At 32.7% G+C, this 17,906-nt stretch carries 15 protein-coding genes; 9 read left to right on the forward strand and 6 right to left on the reverse strand.

What is annotated here, in order from left to right; translation table 11 throughout:
* Positions 1 to 48 precede the first annotated feature (48 nt).
* Positions 49 to 759, forward strand: coding sequence for an SH3 domain-containing protein (locus HHX25_RS17685; protein WP_169676235.1), 711 nt, complete (start codon positions 49 to 51; stop codon positions 757 to 759).
* Here HHX25_RS17685 and HHX25_RS17690 read toward each other — a convergent pair whose 3' ends face one another.
* On the reverse strand, positions 760 to 1,947 hold the full coding sequence (locus tag HHX25_RS17690) for a phosphoglycerate kinase (RefSeq protein WP_169676237.1): 1,188 nt from the start codon (positions 1,945 to 1,947) through the stop codon (positions 760 to 762).
* A 216-nt stretch (positions 1,948 to 2,163) separates the two neighbouring features.
* Positions 2,164 to 3,219, reverse strand: coding sequence for a DUF2652 domain-containing protein (locus tag HHX25_RS17695; protein ID WP_169676239.1), 1,056 nt, complete (start codon positions 3,217 to 3,219; stop codon positions 2,164 to 2,166).
* A gap of 188 nt (positions 3,220 to 3,407) precedes the next feature.
* On the opposite strand from HHX25_RS17695, the gene HHX25_RS17700 reads away from it, so the two are divergent.
* A complete protein-coding gene (locus HHX25_RS17700; RefSeq protein WP_169676241.1) occupies positions 3,408 to 4,559 on the forward strand; it encodes a DNA polymerase III subunit in 1,152 nt (383 codons plus the stop codon).
* Between the two features lie 3 nt (positions 4,560 to 4,562).
* Here the strand turns inward: HHX25_RS17700 and HHX25_RS17705 are convergent, their stop codons facing one another.
* The 3 genes from HHX25_RS17705 to HHX25_RS17715 are packed head-to-tail and all read right to left on the reverse strand — an operon-like array spanning position 4,563 to position 8,491.
* Positions 4,563 to 6,938: a TonB-dependent receptor domain-containing protein gene (locus HHX25_RS17705; protein ID WP_169676243.1), complete on the reverse strand. Its 2,376-nt coding sequence runs from the start codon at positions 6,936 to 6,938 to the stop codon at positions 4,563 to 4,565.
* Between the two features lie 52 nt (positions 6,939 to 6,990).
* On the reverse strand, positions 6,991 to 7,929 hold the full coding sequence (locus tag HHX25_RS17710) for a FecR family protein (protein ID WP_169676245.1): 939 nt from the start codon (positions 7,927 to 7,929) through the stop codon (positions 6,991 to 6,993).
* Positions 7,930 to 7,978: 49 nt separating this feature from the next.
* Entirely contained in the window at positions 7,979 to 8,491 is a 513-nt protein-coding gene (locus HHX25_RS17715; RefSeq protein WP_169676247.1) for an RNA polymerase sigma factor, read from the reverse strand.
* A 753-nt stretch (positions 8,492 to 9,244) separates the two neighbouring features.
* Here HHX25_RS17715 and HHX25_RS21480 point away from each other — a divergent pair.
* From HHX25_RS21480 to HHX25_RS17735, 4 genes are all read left to right on the forward strand, one after another.
* Positions 9,245 to 10,699 carry a T9SS type A sorting domain-containing protein gene (locus HHX25_RS21480; protein ID WP_169676249.1) on the forward strand — a complete coding sequence of 485 codons (1,455 nt, stop codon included), beginning with the start codon at positions 9,245 to 9,247 and terminating at the stop codon, positions 10,697 to 10,699.
* 267 nt (positions 10,700 to 10,966) lie between these two features.
* On the forward strand, positions 10,967 to 13,162 hold the full coding sequence (gene rnr / locus HHX25_RS17725; RefSeq protein WP_169676251.1) for a ribonuclease R: 2,196 nt from the start codon (positions 10,967 to 10,969) through the stop codon (positions 13,160 to 13,162).
* Between the two features lie 99 nt (positions 13,163 to 13,261).
* Positions 13,262 to 13,561, forward strand: a complete 300-nt coding sequence (locus HHX25_RS17730; RefSeq protein WP_169676253.1) for a YbjQ family protein — start codon at positions 13,262 to 13,264, stop codon at positions 13,559 to 13,561.
* 201 nt (positions 13,562 to 13,762) lie between these two features.
* Positions 13,763 to 14,437, forward strand: coding sequence for a head GIN domain-containing protein (locus HHX25_RS17735; protein WP_169676255.1), 675 nt, complete (start codon positions 13,763 to 13,765; stop codon positions 14,435 to 14,437).
* Positions 14,438 to 14,464: 27 nt separating this feature from the next.
* Here HHX25_RS17735 and HHX25_RS17740 read toward each other — a convergent pair whose 3' ends face one another.
* A complete protein-coding gene (locus HHX25_RS17740; protein ID WP_169676257.1) occupies positions 14,465 to 15,625 on the reverse strand; it encodes an MFS transporter in 1,161 nt (386 codons plus the stop codon).
* A gap of 127 nt (positions 15,626 to 15,752) precedes the next feature.
* Between HHX25_RS17740 and HHX25_RS17745 the strand changes: the two genes are divergently transcribed.
* From HHX25_RS17745 to HHX25_RS17755, 3 genes are all read left to right on the forward strand, one after another.
* Positions 15,753 to 16,610, forward strand: coding sequence for an AraC family transcriptional regulator (locus HHX25_RS17745; protein ID WP_169676259.1), 858 nt, complete (start codon positions 15,753 to 15,755; stop codon positions 16,608 to 16,610).
* Positions 16,611 to 16,720: 110 nt separating this feature from the next.
* Complete coding sequence (locus HHX25_RS17750) at positions 16,721 to 17,116, forward strand: RidA family protein (RefSeq protein WP_169676261.1); 396 nt, start codon at positions 16,721 to 16,723, stop codon at positions 17,114 to 17,116.
* Between the two features lie 13 nt (positions 17,117 to 17,129).
* Entirely contained in the window at positions 17,130 to 17,741 is a 612-nt protein-coding gene (locus HHX25_RS17755; protein ID WP_169676263.1) for a hypothetical protein, read from the forward strand.
* Positions 17,742 to 17,906: the final 165 nt, after the last annotated feature.

A 17,906-nucleotide genomic window follows, 5' to 3' on the forward strand; every position in this document is an offset into this window, starting at 1 on the left:
AATTATCTCAGCTTAAAACATACCTTTACTTCAAAATTTGAATTAATTATGAGGTATCTGGTACTCGTTTTTATTTGTTTGTTTAATGCAGCGTTTTTATTCGCTCAAGAGTATAATAATACTTCGTATTATGTTTGGGCTAAAAGTGGCCTCAGTTTAAGAAGTGCTCACAATAAAACTGCCGAAAAACTAACCATAATTCCTTACGGCGATCAAGTAACTTTCGTTTCTGAAACTACCGAAACATATACTGTTATTGAATTTCCTGGTTTTGAGTATACCGATAATTGGATTGAAGTAAATTACAAAAACCTAACTGGTTATGTTTTTGCTGGTTATTTATCTCGTACTCAACCTCCAAATATATCTACAGACACAAGTTTAACACTTTATCTAGACAGGCTTTTTACAGAAACTCAAACTATAGCATACGAGACATATGAAAATTGTGAAAACGATAGTGGTGATAGCCTAATTTGTATAAAATCTGGGCAGAGATCTTATAAAAGCGGTGTTACTTACACCTTTTGGAATGGAGAGGGTGGCGGTACCGAAGACCTAAGTCTTCCTAACAAACTAAACATTCTGCAAGCATTTACCTTAGGTACTATTTTTTGCCCTAGTTATAAAGAATTTGATGTAATGTATTATGAAAAACCGCAACCAACAATCGTTGTTGAAAGAGACGATGTTGGTTGCGATTTTACAATTACCGTACTAGGCGATTTTACTATAATACGATGGTCTGGTGGATGCTAATTATTCTAAAATAGCAGCTATTCCTGGCAATGTTTTACCTTCTAGGCTTTCAAGCATGGCACCGCCACCTGTACTCACATAACTCACTTTCTTTTCGAACCCGAATTGTTTTACAGCAGCTACAGAATCACCTCCTCCAACTAATGAAAAAGTGCCATTTTTAGTAGCTTCAGCAATAGAGTTTCCTAATTCTATAGTACCTCCAGCAAAACTTTCCATTTCGAAAACGCCCAAGGGGCCATTCCAAAGTATTGTTTTGGATTGCATAACGATATCGTGGAATTGCGCTCTCGATTTAGGCCCTGCATCTACACCTTCCCAGCCATCTGGAATGTTGTTTATATCCAAAGTTTGAGTATTGGCATCATTGCTAAAATCATCGGCAGCAATTACATCTACAGGAATATGTACTTGTACATTTTTCTCTTTTGCTTGTTTTAAGATATTTAAAGCTAATGGCATTTTATCATCTTCGCAAATAGAGTTACCTATTTTTCCTCCTTGCGCTTTAATAAAAGTAAACGACATACCACCACCAATTATTAAATGATCTACTTTATCTAAAATGTTTTCTATAATTGTAATTTTAGATGACACCTTAGCCCCTCCCAGTATAGCTAGAACTGGTTTTTCTCCAGTTTTCATCACCTTTTCAATACTCTCTATTTCCTGGGCCAATAAGCTTCCAAAACATTTGTTTTCTGGAAAAAATTCGGCGACAATAGTTGTAGATGCATGTGCCCTATGTGCCGTACCAAAAGCATCATTTACATAAATATCACCTAATTTAGAAAGTTTTTCTGCAAAACCTTTATCGCCAGCAGTTTCCTCTTTATAATAACGTAAGTTTTCCAATAATAAAACCTGTCCTGGCTCTAGACTTGCAGCTGCGGTTTCAACATCTTCTCCTATACAATCTTTTACAAACTTAACTTCAACACCTAAAACATCTTCAACTTTTGCTGCGATATGACCTAATGAAAATTCCTCTTGAAATCCTTTTGGCCTTCCTAAATGAGACATTAAAATACAGCTTCCGCCATCTTCTAAAATTTTAATAATAGTTGGTTTTGCAGAGATGATTCTTGTAGCATCTGTTACTTCAAATTTTTCATTTAAAGGCACATTAAAGTCCACGCGAATTAATGCTTTTTTATTTTCAAAATTAAAATCGTTGAGCGTTTTCATGGGTTCGTTTTTATTATTTTTTAGATTGTGAAACAACATTCATTATTTATTTTCCAGACTACTAGAAACTTAGCTATGAATGTTTCATTTATATTTATTTGTATCTTGTTTTAACTAATTGACACACAAATGTAACTAATTAAAAACAGCTATAAAACCTGTTTTTTAACGAAAACGATATAGCTTGTGAAGATTATTGATAAAACGATTGTTTCTTTACTTTTTCGTCGAAAACCCAGAGTCTATAAGTAGGATTAGTGTTCTAATATTTTCTAAAAAAGCTTTTTTTATATTCTTTTTCATTAAAGGTTTCATAAGAATTCCTAAAGGTTTAAAATCTACAAAAACCTCTGTTCGTAGTTTAGTATAACCTTTTTCTGTTTCTTCCAAAATAAAATAACTGCTCATCCGCTTTGTAAAAGGCACATTGGTTGTAGACTCCCCATAGACTAATTGGTTTTTGTTCACAGGTTTTTTAACGGTGGTTTGTTCTACCTTTTCATTTTTATTTATTAAACACTTATGTTTTTGGCCAGCACGATTTACCTTATTTTTATCATATTCTAGTTTATCGACACCCTTAGTCCATAGCAGTCTATAATCAAAATTACTAATCACTTCATAAAGCTCTAATACAGGCAATTTTACTAATTGGGTTTCATCAAATAGTTTGTGTTTAGGGACGTTATCTGGAACAGGTTTAATTTCTGGCAGCTTTTCTTTTAAATGAGATAATGGATTGTAGGCGAAAGTGATCGTTCCAAAATCATATTCAGCAATTAATTTATTCGTTTCATTTATAGCTGTTACATTTTCAGTAAAAATAGCATATTCTTCTAGAGGCACACTATTTTTAAGCAGGCGGTGTATTTGTATCACTGGGCTTCCGTAGGGCTTTTTAGAGTCTTTAATTTTTATGAATTCTATTTCACCATAATGTACAACAAACTTAATTTTTAAATTGTAGGCAGAGGAACAAGCACCACAATGACAAATACGCTGGTATTCATAACGTTTAAGATGTGCATGGAACGCCAAATACATGGTTTCAATTTGTTTTTTAATAGTCAAAACATCAACAGAATCCTCAAGTTTATACATAAACAGGGCATCACCTTCAATTTCTGCTAATTCCAAATTCATTGTATTGGTATCAATCAGTAATTCTAATAACTCAGAAACGATATGTCTGCTATGGGTAATATCTGTATGGTGCACAAACTCTGTAAACCCTGAAATATCTGGAATAAAAAGAATAGCGTTTTGAGTCATTTTAATTGATATGCATTTATTTGATGTATAAAAATAAGTCGATTTATTTTGTGTTTATTACAAGATAATGTTAAAAACCAAGAAGTATTCATACTGTGATAAATTCGTTTTTAAAAATAGCTAAGTTATCTGCTTTACTAATCGTTTGAGTCCTTTAACATCTAATAAAAAATGTGTAGGTTTGTTTTATGCTTTTTGAGGAGGTTTTAGGTCAGAATCATATTAAAAATCATTTAACGCAAAGTGTTGATAATGGTAGAATTCCGCATGCACAATTATTTGTTGGAAATGAAGGCTGCGGCACTTTGCCCATGGCATTAGCTTACGCTCAATATATTCTATGTTCGAATACTGAAGGAGAGAACACTACAGGAAATGAAGCTTGTAACTTAAAGTTTAAAAACATATCGCATCCCGATTTACATTTTGCTTTTCCCGTAACGACCAGCAACAAAGCAAAAAGCCACCCAGTTTCTAGTCTGTATCTTGAAGAGTGGCGCCAATTGTTAAAAGAACAGCCCTATGGAAACCTTTTTGATTGGTATAAATTACTTGGTGTTGACAACAAACAAGGACAAATAGGTGTGGATGAAGCGCATGAAATTGTAAAATCTTTAACCTTAAAATCTTACGAAGGCGGCTATAAAGTCATGCTCATCTGGATGGCCGAAAAGATGAATATTGCCTGCGCCAACAAACTTTTAAAACTTATTGAAGAGCCTCCAAACAAAACCATTTTTATTCTTATCGCCGAAGATGAAGAACAAATAATTAACACCATAAGATCACGCTGCCAAATTCTACATTTTCCGCCTTTAGCCGAGGATGTTATAAAAGACGCTTTGGTTAAAAACTATGACCTAGATATAGCTGTCGCTACTAAAGTAGCACATCAATCTAACGGCAATTATAATAAAGCTTGCGACTTAGTATATCAAGATTCTGAAGATTTACAATTTGAAGAATGGTTTATTTTCTGGATTCGGAGCGCCTTTAAAGCGAAAGGCAATAAAGCTGCTATACACGATCTTATTTCCTGGAGTGAAGATATAGCCAAAACTGGACGTGAAACACAAAAACAATTTTTACATTTCTGCTTAGATTTTTTTAGACAGGCATTGCTGTTAAATTATAATGCTACAGATTTGGTTTACATGGAGCCTAAAGCACCAAAATTTAAACTAGAAAACTTTGCGCCTTTTATCCACGGCAATAATGTATTAGAAATTAGCAACGAGCTTCAAGATGCTATTTACCATATTGAACGTAATGGCAATTCTAAAATTATTTTAACCGATCTTTCCATCAAGCTTACCCGTTTGCTTCATAAGAAACCTTAGTCATTAAAACTTCACTCTAAATGAAAGGTTTGGAGTAATTCCTAATGAGAATTTATCAATTTCCTGAAATACCGTATTTGTTGAACCTTGATCAACAAAATCAAATTCTCTATACGTTCTTTTTAAAAGATTATTGGTATTAGTAACATTTAATATGGACAATCCTATTTTAGCATTCCATTTATTTTTTACCGAGGAGAGATTGAATTTATAAAAAGCTGATACATCCAATCGGTTGTAAAAAGGCAATCGGTTACTGTTTATTTTGGTGTACTTCGTGCCAAAATCATTTTCTGCCTTAACCACATTCAATGCTCTAGTATATGGTCGCCCCGTTCTTATATTCCAGCCCAAAGAAACATTAAAATTATTCCACGAATATGAATGAGCCCAGGTAAAATGGTGTTTTATATCAAAATTCCCAGGAAAAGGATAGCCTTCATTAACCTCTTTAAAAGTAAATCGATTATTGATAAGGGAATAACTCAACCACGTTCTGTAGTTATCAATTTTCTTTTTTATTAAGATATCTAATCCTAACACATCACTTTTTCCTTGAAAAAAATTCTTATTTTCTTCATTATTATCGAACCCTCTGGTTAATGAGGTTATCCCGTTTACTTTTTTAATGTAGCCATCGATACCTATATGCCACCCATCCTTATTAAATAAAAAACCACCTGTTAACTGAAAACTTTTTAATATCGGAATGTTTACACCATCTGCTAAAACCCATATTTGGTTTTCCAAACCAAAATCCTTTGTTTCAAATTCTACTATTTGACTAACCTCCTGATGCAATTGTTCTACTGAAGATTTAAATTTTAAGCAAGGCGTTATTTGAGTATTTAAATGTAATCTGGGCTCAAAAAAGAATTTCTTGAAAGTAGATATATAATTAGCCCTCAACCCAACATTTATAGTTAACTTATTACTGTTTTTATATGCATAGTCTGAATAAAATGCATGACTATTGTTAGAATGTTTATCTATAAAAGTCTCTACTTCAAATACATTATTTTTTACTTGATTTCCATATTCTAATTGATAATGGATTTTATTTGATGACAATTGATAGCCAAGTCCTAGTTTACTTTTTTTATTAATCTTCCAATTTGTATCGAATGACATTCCAAAATCATGAACCATATTTCTTTTTATCGTTTCATATAAAGTCACTTCTTCATTTTCATTGTAAGACAATCCGCTATAATCTAAATCAAAATTAGAGTAATACGCTTGAAAAGCATGAGAAAAAGTACGGTTGTAATTATGGTTCCACAGAACACTAGAACCCCTATTATTTATATCTATGTTATCACTTATAGATTGATCGAATTGTCCTGAAAACTCATTATCTAATTCGTTTCTGTTATATATGTTACTAAAAGTAATTTTATTATTATCATCTGGTTTTATAATGGTTTTTATAGTGTGGTCAATAAAATAAAAACGCTCGGTTAGAAAATCAATTCCTCTCCCTTGAAAAATTTTCTTGCCATCAGAAATTTTTGTGTTTTGAAAAATTCTTTTAGATATATTGTTAAATGTAATCGATTTAAAAGCATCTGTAAATGATCGTCTTACAGATCCTATTATGGCTATTTTTCTATTTACAGGGACTTTAATATAGAAATCTGCATGCAACATATTAAAACCTGCACCTCCCTCTATTTTTTCGGGGATTTTATTAAATGATGTAATGTCTATAACGCTAGATATTCTACTTCCATATTTTGCTTTTGTACCTCCTGTATAAAAATTAACCTCTTCTGTTATGTATGGATTAAAGGCAGAAATCATATCGAAAAAATGACCCGAATGGTACATTTTAATACCATCCCAAAGAATCAAGTTTTGATCGGGGGTTCCTCCTCTCACATATAACCCTGATGCTGTTTCCGAAGGACTTTGAATTCCAGGAAACAACTGTAAGCTCTGTAGCACATCTGGCTCTGTTAACCCTGGCAAAATTCCTAGGTTAATTGGTGATATTACAAAAGAACCATCTGTTTCTTTATAAACTCCCGAAGTAAGATACTCATTAACAACCACTTCATTAAGTTTTTGGGTCGTTGTTAAGTCTATTGTGGCTTGATGTTTTAGAATATAATACCGTTCCGATACTTTAAAAAACTCGATATTTGTTTGCCCCTCTATGGCATTTAATACACTTTCCAATAGGGCATCTTCACTCTGAAAAGTTACAAACTGATTTTCAATTAATTCCGAATTAAAAGACAATTTAATATCAAACTCTTTTTCAAGTTCAATAATCACATCATTTAAAGGTGTACGGTTGTAAACAAATGAGCCCTTTTTTTGTGACATCATTTGTAACGAACTCATAATAATAAATACAGTTAATATGAATTTCATTTACTGCTAAATAACCATATTACTTAAATTAAGAATCGACCTTTAACTCCACTTATATCTTATTTTTAGAGTCTTTATTAACGAGAATTATTTTGTTTTCGTCTTTAATGGTATATGTAATATTCATAGTCTCGAAAACTGTTTTTAAGGCCAACTTTAAATTTTTATGAGTAAACACACCTGTAAACTTTTCTTTGGTATTTATTTTAGTTGTAATGAAAGTAACATTAAACTGATTTTCTAAAGCTATTATGACTTGAGATAACGGTGTGTTTCTAAAAGTACTTTCCCCATATAACCACGACGATTTTTTATTGGTAAAAGTCCACTTCTCTATAACACCATTCACCCTTCTAAACGCCTCTCCTGCAATAAGTATAGCCTCCTCTTCCGTTTTAAGGCTATTAACTTTTACACGGCCTTGGTAACATTGGACTTCGAAGAAATTTTGCCCTGTAATAACATTAAATTCTGTACCTAAAACCTCAACCTCTCCCATCTTTGTAAGCACTTTAAAAGCGTCTCCTTTTTCTACATCAAAAAAAGCTTCTCCCTTAAGTTCCACCTCTTTTTTGGCGTTCCATCCTTTTGGATTAAAATCTATTTGAGAATTCGCATTAAGGTGCACCTTAGAATTATCTGGGAGTACTAGAGCTAATTGCTCACCAAACCCTGTTTGATAATGAGACTGTAAATTTAAGAAGTAGAACAAACCAAAAGCTATTATCAGAACTGCTGCTGCACCATATACCAAAGCAGAAATACGTTTTCCTCTCTTCTTACTATGTTTTTCCTGCTCTAAGTACTGCTGCAACTTACTAAAACCAGCTTGTTTATTATATTCTGGTATTTTTAGTTTTTGAGCTCCTTCATTAATCTTTTTAAACTTATGATAATCACGGGATTTTTTAAACGCCTCTAGCTCACTGGCAGACAGATCACCTGAAACCCAACGTGCTAAAAAGGTATCGTTTAAGAAATTTTCTTCCATCTTTAAGTTTTTTCTAATATTAAAACAATTATCTCTTTTTTTACCCTACTTAAATATCTCCTATGCGTTCTCTCAACATTATTAGAGCCTGGCTCATTCGTTTCTCTACGGCTTTCACAGATATTCCCACAATATCCGATATCTCATAATATTTTTTCTTGTCTATCCTACTCAGCAAAAAAACCTCTCTTTGTTTTTCGGGTAAGTCGGCGATTGCTTTTTTTAGCTTCAGCATAAACTCCTTTTCTTCAAGTAAAAACTCAGGGGTTTCATTTGTACGATCGGATACCAAATGTACTTGATGTTGTATGACTACTTTTTTATGCGCAGCTTCATTTAAAAAAATATTTCTCGCTACCGTATATAAATATGACTTTGCTTTTTCAAAAATGACTTTTGCACAATTACGCCAAAGTTTTGCAAATGTTTCCTGAACAATATCTTCGGCTTGTTCTATATTGCCACATTTATAATATATAAAGTTTCGTAAAGTTTCAGAATGGGCATTAAAAATCGATTCATATGCTTTTTCTTCGCAAACAGATTTGGGTTGCTTACTCATGAATTTTTACAATTTTTAGTTCAAATCTAAAGATTATTTAATCATAAAAAAGGAAATTCATTTTTTTAACTATTCTAGTCTTACTAAATGTAATTCTTAAAAATTGAGCGATAATGATATTTAGGAATACCATTCAAACTATCTGCCTCTTAGCTTTACACATCCTATCTATAATAGATACCATGAGAATATGTATTGGTTAAACCTTAAATAAAAAAGTAGGGTAAAAATCCTTTTGTCTGTTTTAATAATTAATTGAAATAAAAATTAAAAACCCAGAATTAGCTGTAACCTCAGGCGTATGATGATACTTAAGCTTAATCCTTTTTAAAATTCTACCAAGACAAAAACATTCACCATTAAAAACCAACAAAAATGGAAGTTATTTTCAGATTAAAATCTACAGCAAAATCAACTCAATTTATTAAAAATATAACCAAAGACGGTATCCCTTTTACAAATCCTAAAATAAGGTTTTAAAATTAATTCTTATGGAAAAATTTATACCGACAAGCCCCATGTATTAGTTCCTGGCACCTATATTATAACAGTTTCTTCAAAAGATAAGCCAGATATTAAAACAAAAATTATTATTCATTAAATAGTGCTTGACTGTACTAAAAAAAGCTAAAACAATATTCATTTCGACCAAACAACCATTGATTTTCAACAATATAAAATAAATCAAAAAAATATAGAGGGTTTTATAGTTTATGATCGTTTCCATAATAATGGAAACCAAAAAATAATAACGTGAAACAAAATCTACTTTTAATTTTTCTTATCCCCCTTTTTAGCATAAGTCAAACACAAACAGGCAGTAACATCGACATAGAAGGTGTTTTTGTAGCATCTGGTCATAATATCTCACTTTCTTCAGATGGGTCTATATTTGCCATTGGAGCTCCAAATAACAATAGTAATGGCAATGACTCTGGTCTTGTAGAAGTTTATAAGAACACATCCACAGGCTGGGTGAAAACATTCGATACTAAAGGAGAAAACACTAAAGACGAGTTAGGGTATAGTGTATCGCTTTCTTCAGACGGTTCCACACTTGCTATTGGAGCTCCTAATTATAATGGCGTAAACGGCGACAATTCTGGTTATGTTCAAGTTTATAGATATAATGAATCGTCCACTGTATGGGAAAAGTTAGGCGATAACATTGAAGGTAATAATCAGGGTGATAAATTAGGCTGGAGTGTATCGCTTTCTTCAGATGGTTCAAAAATTGCGATAGGTTCTCCCGATAATAGTTCTGATGAATATAAAAAGGGACGCGTTCAAGTTTACGAATATAAATCTGCCAACTGGACACAGTTAGGCAATGACATTTATGGTGAAACATCTAGTGATCAATCAGGTTATAGTGTATCGCTTTCTAATGACGGATCTGTTTTGGCTATTGGTGCCATCAATAATCGCGGCGATATCACAAACCCCAACCTTAGTATGGGCCACGTACGGGTTTATAAATATGATATACCTTCAATGGATTGGAGTCAGGTAGGCTCCGATATTGATGGGTTAGCAAGTTACAATCATGCAGGTACTAGCGTATCATTGTCATCAAACGGTTCTGTAGTAGCCATAGGTGCAGCTTTTCTTTTTCAAAAAGGCTATGTTAGAGTTTTTGAAAACATTTCTGGAACCTGGACACAGATAGGGGATGTTATAGAGGGAGACACTGCTCAAGATGAATCTGGCACTAGCGTTTCTCTTTCAGCAGATGGTTCTATAGTGGCTATTGGAGCTCCCTATAATGACAATGCTGGAGATGATACCGGTCATGTTAAAATCTACAAAAATATTTCAGGGAATTGGCAAAAAATAGGTAATGAAATCTCTGGCGAAAATCTTAGCGATTATTCAGGACTCTGTGTTTCTCTTTCCAAAGATGGCCGCAATATTGCCATTGGCTCATTTAGAACTGTTAAAGTTTATAGTTTAAGCGATGTATTATCATCAAATACTTTTGTCCTATCTCAATTTGGCATGGCTCCAAACCCAGCTAGTAGCCAAACAACTATTGCATTAAATAAAGGTCTGACTTTAAAAAAGGTTTCTATCTACAATAATTTGGGGCAGTTTATAAAAACAACGCAAAAAGAAATTATAGATACTTCTGACTTATCTACAGGACTTTATTATGTACAAATTGTAACGGATAAAGGTAAGGCTGCTAAGAAATTAGTAATCGAGTAATTTAATAAAAAACGACATTTTAAAAAGGTTTCTATGTATTTAGAAACCTTTTCTTTTTTATAGCATAACATTAAAAAAATACGATTAAATATTTTAAATGTAACTTTGCACAAAACTTAATTAAAAAAAAAGACACCTTTATGTTTTATAAAGGGTTTCATTTAAAAAATGTCATTCTCGCAAAAGCGGGGAACTCTTCTCCTCCAATTAAGTTTAAAATAACTAACTCCTAAGTATCTTTAGGAAACGACTATGAATAAATTATAAATGACAAGAAAGAAAAAAAGGAAATCGAAAAAAGGAATTTCCAACTTAACAAATACTATTCTAAGTATTTTAAAAAAAGATAGAAATCAATCATTCAATTACAAGCAAATTGCTGCAAAACTTGGTGTTAATGATGCCAGTAGCAGAAATCAAATAATAAAAACCTTAGCAAAACTTGCAGCTAAGCAAGAGATTGTGCAAGTAGACCGTGGAAAATTTAAAGCGGTTATCAATACAGAGTATCATACAGGAACTCTAGATTTATCTGCCAAAGGTTCTGGCTACATTATTTGTGATGCCTTTGATGATGATATTTTTATAGCCTCCAACAATATTAATAAAGCACTGGATGGAGACGAAGTAGAATTCTATGTTTATAAACGTAAAAAAAGAGGGAAATTAGAAGGCGAAATTACCAACATTATAAAGCGTGATAAAAGTGAATACGTTGGAGTGATTCAAATACATAGCAACTATGCGTTTGTAATAGCAGATAGCACAAAAATGTATAAGGATATTTTTATACCTATTAATAAAACTTTTAAAGCAGAAGATGGCGACAAAGTATTAGTGAAACTTGAAGATTGGCCAGAAAATGCCGATTCTCCCTATGGAAAAGTAATTCAAGTACTTGGTAAGCCAGGAGACCACAATACAGAGATTCATTCCATTTTGGCAGAGTATGGCTTGCCTCACGAATTCCCACAAGAAGTAGAAGCTTTTGCTAACAAGTTAGATACATCCATTACAGAAGAAGAAATTGCTAAACGCAGGGATATGCGTGAAGATTTAACCTTTACGATAGACCCTAAAGATGCCAAAGATTTTGATGATGCCTTATCCTTTGAAGTCTTGGATAATGGATTATATGAAATCGGAATTCATATTGCCGATGTATCACATTATTTACAAGAAGGAACTGTTTTAGATGATGAAGCTTACGAACGCGCCACATCAATTTATTTAGTAGACCGTGTGGTCCCAATGCTGCCCGAAGTATTGTCAAATAAAGCATGTTCTTTAAGACCACATGAGGAAAAGTACACCTTTTCTGCCGTATTTCAAATGAATGACAAATGTGAGATCAAAAACGAATGGTTTGGTCGCACAGTAACTTATAGTGATGCTCGCTATGCTTACGAGGAAGCGCAGGCCATCATCGAATCCAGAACTAACGAAATCCCTAAAGATGTATCGCTTACGGGAAAGGTATATAAAACAGATCAGAAATTAGCAGATGCTATTTTAAAAATGGACGAGCTTGCTAAAATTATGCGTAAAAAACGGATGAGCTCTGGTGCTATATCTTTTGATAAAGTAGAGGTGAAATTTAATTTAGATCAAGAAAACAATCCTGTGGGTGTCTTCTTTAAAACCAGTAAAGATGCCAATAAACTTATTGAAGAGTTTATGCTATTGGCTAACCGAAAAGTATCTGAATTCATTGGTAAAAAAGATCCTAAAAAAACCTTTGTATATCGTGTACATGACGAGCCAGATGATAGCAAGTTAGCTAGTTTACAGGGTATTGTATCTAAATTTGGTTACAAGCTTAATTTTAAGGACAGAAAAACGACTTCGGCATCACTTAATAATTTACTCAAAGAAGTAAACGGTAAAAAGGAGCAAAACCTTGTTGACACATTAGCCATTAGAAGTATGAGCAAAGCCGAATATACCACACATAATATTGGACATTACGGTTTAGCATTCGATTATTATAGTCATTTCACATCGCCCATTCGTCGTTATCCAGATGTGATGGCCCACCGTTTGTTACAACATTATTTAGATGGCGGAAAATCTGTAAACGAAGAAGCTTACGAAGATAAGTGCAACCACTCAAGTGCTATGGAAAACCTTGCAACTAAGGCAGAGCGAGATTCCATAAAATACATGCAGATTAAATTTATGCAAGACCATAAAGACGATGAATTTCTTGGTGTTATTTCCGGTGTGACCGATTGGGGGATTTATGTTGAAATTATTTCCAATAAATGTGAGGGTATGGTAAGTGTTCGCGATATGAAAGACGATCACTATGCATTTGACCAAGACCAATATGCCATGGTAGGCAGAAACACTAAAAACATGTATCAACTCGGGGATGAGGTTATTGTAAAAGTTAAAAACACAGATTTAATTAAAAAGCATCTGGACTTTAATTTAATTGGTAAAAAAGAAACTGACGCATAAGGCTGTCCTTGTGATACGGGGTTTCTGATTAAAGCAAAAAGAAGTTCTCTGTTTTTGTAACAAAAATTAAAACCGTTCAACCAATAATAAAAGCAAAACATGGTTTTAACAACAACAAATTCTATAGAAGGGCATACCATACAAGATTATTTAGGTATTGTGACTGGTATAAATGTGAGTATCCCCAAAGCGACTTTTTCTTTTAACATGGCTAAATACTACGAATCTTATGAAAATAAGGTTGGCGAGGCTAAAGAAGAGGCTTTTCAAAAGCTAAAGGAACATGCTATTAACTTAAAAGCCAATGCCGTTATTGGTATAAGTATTGATATAGAAACAAATCCAACTTCAGGCTTAATTATAGCATCTATTACAGGAACGGCAGTAAAAGTTATTTAATCGAAAAATATTTTCCAACAATTTACCACATCGAGGTTTTAGCTAAAAATATTTTTCCCACATATCACAATGAGCTCTGTCAAAACATACTTCCAATAGCCCTGCCTGTGTATCGTTCACATCAAAAATTCTTTTATTTTCAAAAAAAGGAATAATTATTGATAACTTTACGTTTAAATCAAAAAGTATAAAATTTCAAACATGAAACGTTTCGTATTAGCATTAGCAGTCTTGGCTTCTACAATAGTTGTAGCGCAAAAACCCATTGATAAATCTATTGGGGAATTCACACATTTAAAGGTTTATGATTTGTTGGATGTAGAGCTTATCAAATCTAAAGAAAATAGAATTATTATTTCAGGAAAAAACACCGAAGACGTTCTTGTAAACAACAAAAACGGTACATTAAAAATAAAGATGAAACTTGGAGAAGCTTTCGATGGCAATGAAACAAAAATAAAATTGCACTATACAACAGTCGATGTTATTGATGTTAATGAAGGTGCCAAAGTAGTTTCAGACGATACAATTAAGCAATTTGAAATCGATTTAAACGCCCAAGAAGGCGGAAAAATAAAATTAGACTTGGATGTGAATTATGCCAATATCAGATCGGTAACAGGCTCTAATATTGAAGCTTCTGGAAAAGCCAAACATCAAGATATATCCATTTATACAGGCGGTGTTTATCAAGGTGAAGACCTAAAAACAGAATTTACTGATGTATCTATACGCATTGCAGGAGAGGCACATGTTCATGCCAAAACTTTAGTAAATGCCAAAATAAGAGCAGGAGGTGATATCTTTATTTATGGTAAACCAGAACGTGTAGACGAAAGTAGGGTACTAGGAGGTAGAATAAAGCGTATGGACTAAAAAGCTTTATTTTCTTTTTAAACAAGCCTAATATTTTCTATTTAATCGAAATATAACCAAACAAATAGCAAGGATTATTAATGCCAATAAAAATATATAACTCATAACTAAATTGCTCCAATTAGAAATGAGTCCCAATAAAACGGGACCAAAAAGAAAGCCTATAAAGCCTATTCCTGAAACAACAGACATAGCAACAGGCGTGTAAACGCTCTGTGTTTGCCCCGCTAACCTAAAAATTTCGGGAATGATTACAGAAAGACCAAGCCCTAAAATCCCGAAACCCAAAACACTAGTATATAAATTAGATAGCAAGATTAGCAGATAAGCAACTAGTGCAATAGTACATCCATAACTTATCGTTTTAACAGCGCCTATTTTTTTACTAATCCCATCTCCAAAAAACCGTCCTATAGTCATGGTTAAAGAAAAAATAATAAACCCCAATCCTGCCTGGCTTTGAGACGTATTCACGATATCAAATAAAAACAAATTGCTCCAATGCTCTACGGCTCCCTCATTAAACATTATAATAAAGGCGACTAGCGATAGACCTAACATGGGCTTTATGCTCTTAAATATATTTATATTTTGTTTGTGCTTCTCCTGTGAAGGTTCTTCAATATTTTCATAGTTATTGGACAGGAACAGTGTTGTTAAAACGATAAATGAAGATATTAGCAACATATGGTACCCTGGGTGAGAAAACACAGTAATCAAAAAACTTCCTATTCCAGCTCCTATAAAACCTCCCAAACTAAAAAACCCATGAGCTGCAGACATGAAATTTTGGTTATCCTTCTTTTCAATATTGGAAACCAGTGCATTCATAGATACATCTGTAAATCCAGAAAAAACACCCGTTGCTATTAAGCTCATACACAATAACAAATAATTAGGAGCAATAAGTGGCAAATTAAATAACAAGGCAAAAATGATAATACCCATTTTAGTAGAATGCCCTGTCCCAATTTTTTTATTTACATAAGGAACAAAAGGGATAGAAATTAGCAGCCCAAAAGCAGTAAAAAATAAAGCCAAGCCTATCTGTGAATCGTTTAAAGCAAATTTTATTTTGATGTGTGGCAAATAAAGCACCCAAGTTCCTATTAAAATATTTACTGAGGAAAAAACCCACGATGGCGCAAAGTATTTCAAGTTAGAAAGAATAAGTTGTAAAGATTTCATTTATCTTATATTTTCACTACAAAGAAACCACAGGCTTCAAATATTAAATACAAGTATTTATCCTAATATTAATACGTTTTATTCTTTTTGGTATAAAAAACTAAATCATTTAGGTAAATTTGTATCATTGAAGGTTTTATACAAACATATTCCTTATTCTTTTGAAAATTCCTTTCAAGTAGAAAAATTTGACCAAAATGCACCGTGCGTACATCATGGTTTACACTATCATGATAGTTATGAAATTGTTTTTATAAAAAATGGACACGGAAAAATAATTATTGAAGGAAATGAGGTTAATTATAAAGATGGTGCATTGGTTTTCTTAGGGCCGTGCATTCCTCACTTTAGTTTTTCCAACAATATGTTTAAAGATAATTATGAAATTGTAATCCATTTTGGAGGTGAATTTGTTGAGCAACGCTTAAAATTGTTCCCAGAGCTTCGAGATTTACTTCCGTTGATTCAAAAATCGAAACAGTTTTTAATTTTTGATCCCGAATTAAAAAAGAAATTAACCCCACGATTTGAAAAAATAACCGACCTTAACGGTATTGAGCAGTTAATCTCCATATTTAGTTTACTTTATGAATTATCAAAATCAACACCTCTAAAAAAATTAATTAAGGAGGATGTAAGCAATCATTATGCTCAAAATAAACAAGTAAAAAAAATATTTAAATTTATAAATGAAAACTATCAACATAAAGTCAGTACAAAAGACATTGCCACGCATGTGGGCCTAACTACAAATTCGTTTTGTAGAATGTTTAAAGTGTTGACACAAAAATCGTTTATAAGCTATTTAAATGAATATAGAATACATCTGGCTATGAAATTATTAGAAGAAACCGATGATAATATATCTGAAATTGTATATCAATGCGGTTTCGAAAACCTTTCATATTTTTCGAAAATTTTTTTACAATTAAAAGGATGTAGGCCCATTGAGTATAGAAAAAACTATCGGATTCAACACACATAAAGTCTTCTAAAAACAATACCAAATACCAGCCTCCGTTTACCTATATACAAGAACAGAATCAAACTCAAAGAAATAAAAACCGAAACGATAGAACCTAAAAATATTAGATTATGGATAACAAAAGATATATCACCAACGGCGAAGGGCTTCCTAATTGGTCTAACCCCATTAGTCATGCTGTAGTTGTAAACAATATGTGCTTTGTAAGCGGCCAGCTATCTGTGAATGCAGAAGGAAAGTATGTATCTGGTACCATTTTGGAAGAAGGCAAGTTAGCATTTTCAAATTTTTTCTCTGCACTAAAAAACGCTGGATTCGAAAAAGATGACGTTGTATTTATCGACATTGCTTTTAACGACCTAAAAGAACTTCCTGAAATAAACAAATTGTACATGGGGTTATTTCCTGAGGGTAAAAGACCCGCAAGAACCATATATCAAGCAGAAGCTTTGCCTTTTGGCGGAAAAGTTAAAATTACGGGAACTGCTGTTAAAGTATTAGTTTAATAATTCGAAACCCATGAATAGTAAATGCCCGATACTTACAACTTTAATGTTCACAATCTCTACTGTTTTGCTCTATGGGCAGGCTCATATAAAACCTATAAGTGAAGAAGGTCAATCTAAATCTAATACAGACACTTTAAATGTTGGTTATACATACTGGTGGGGAAATTCGGGCCCTTTTATTGGGTCTTGCGGTGATAAATACGCACTTGCTTTTTTAGGTGTTGTCACGCAAATCGATTCTCCCAATAAAGACGCTTCTTTGTTATATACGCCTCAAAATGGTATTATTGAAATTGTCGAAATATTAAAAAAAGAGCGCCTTGAAAAGGAAAAATACAGCGGCCAAAAGTATTTTTCATCAGATTGTTTTCATAATACCAAATTAAAAAAAGGAAACAGTGTGCTTGTTTTTTGTTATCAATATGAAGGTTCTTATACTATCCCTGGTCAAAACTCTATAATAAAGATTAATGGGACGAACGATCCAGTAGTTTTATCTATTAAAAAATATATCGATGCAGGTGAAAACCCTATTAAGATAAAAGAAGATATCGGATTATGGAGAAAAATGGGGTTTGAAAGCGATCTGAAAAGAATTATTGAATGTAGAGAAACATTTTAATGGATAAAATAATCGCGGCTCAAGTGAACCCTAAAAGCCTATATCAACCAACTCAAAAAAGCTATTAAAAATAGTTTTTATTTAAGAAAAAAACTTCTGAAATTGTAAGAATGTTGTCTAATTTTACAAAAATATATGCCCAAAAACCACACCTAAATTTCCAAA

The sequence above is a fragment of the Flavivirga algicola genome (assembly GCF_012910715.1).
In the GTDB taxonomy this organism is placed as follows: Bacteria; Bacteroidota; Bacteroidia; order Flavobacteriales; family Flavobacteriaceae; genus Flavivirga; species Flavivirga algicola.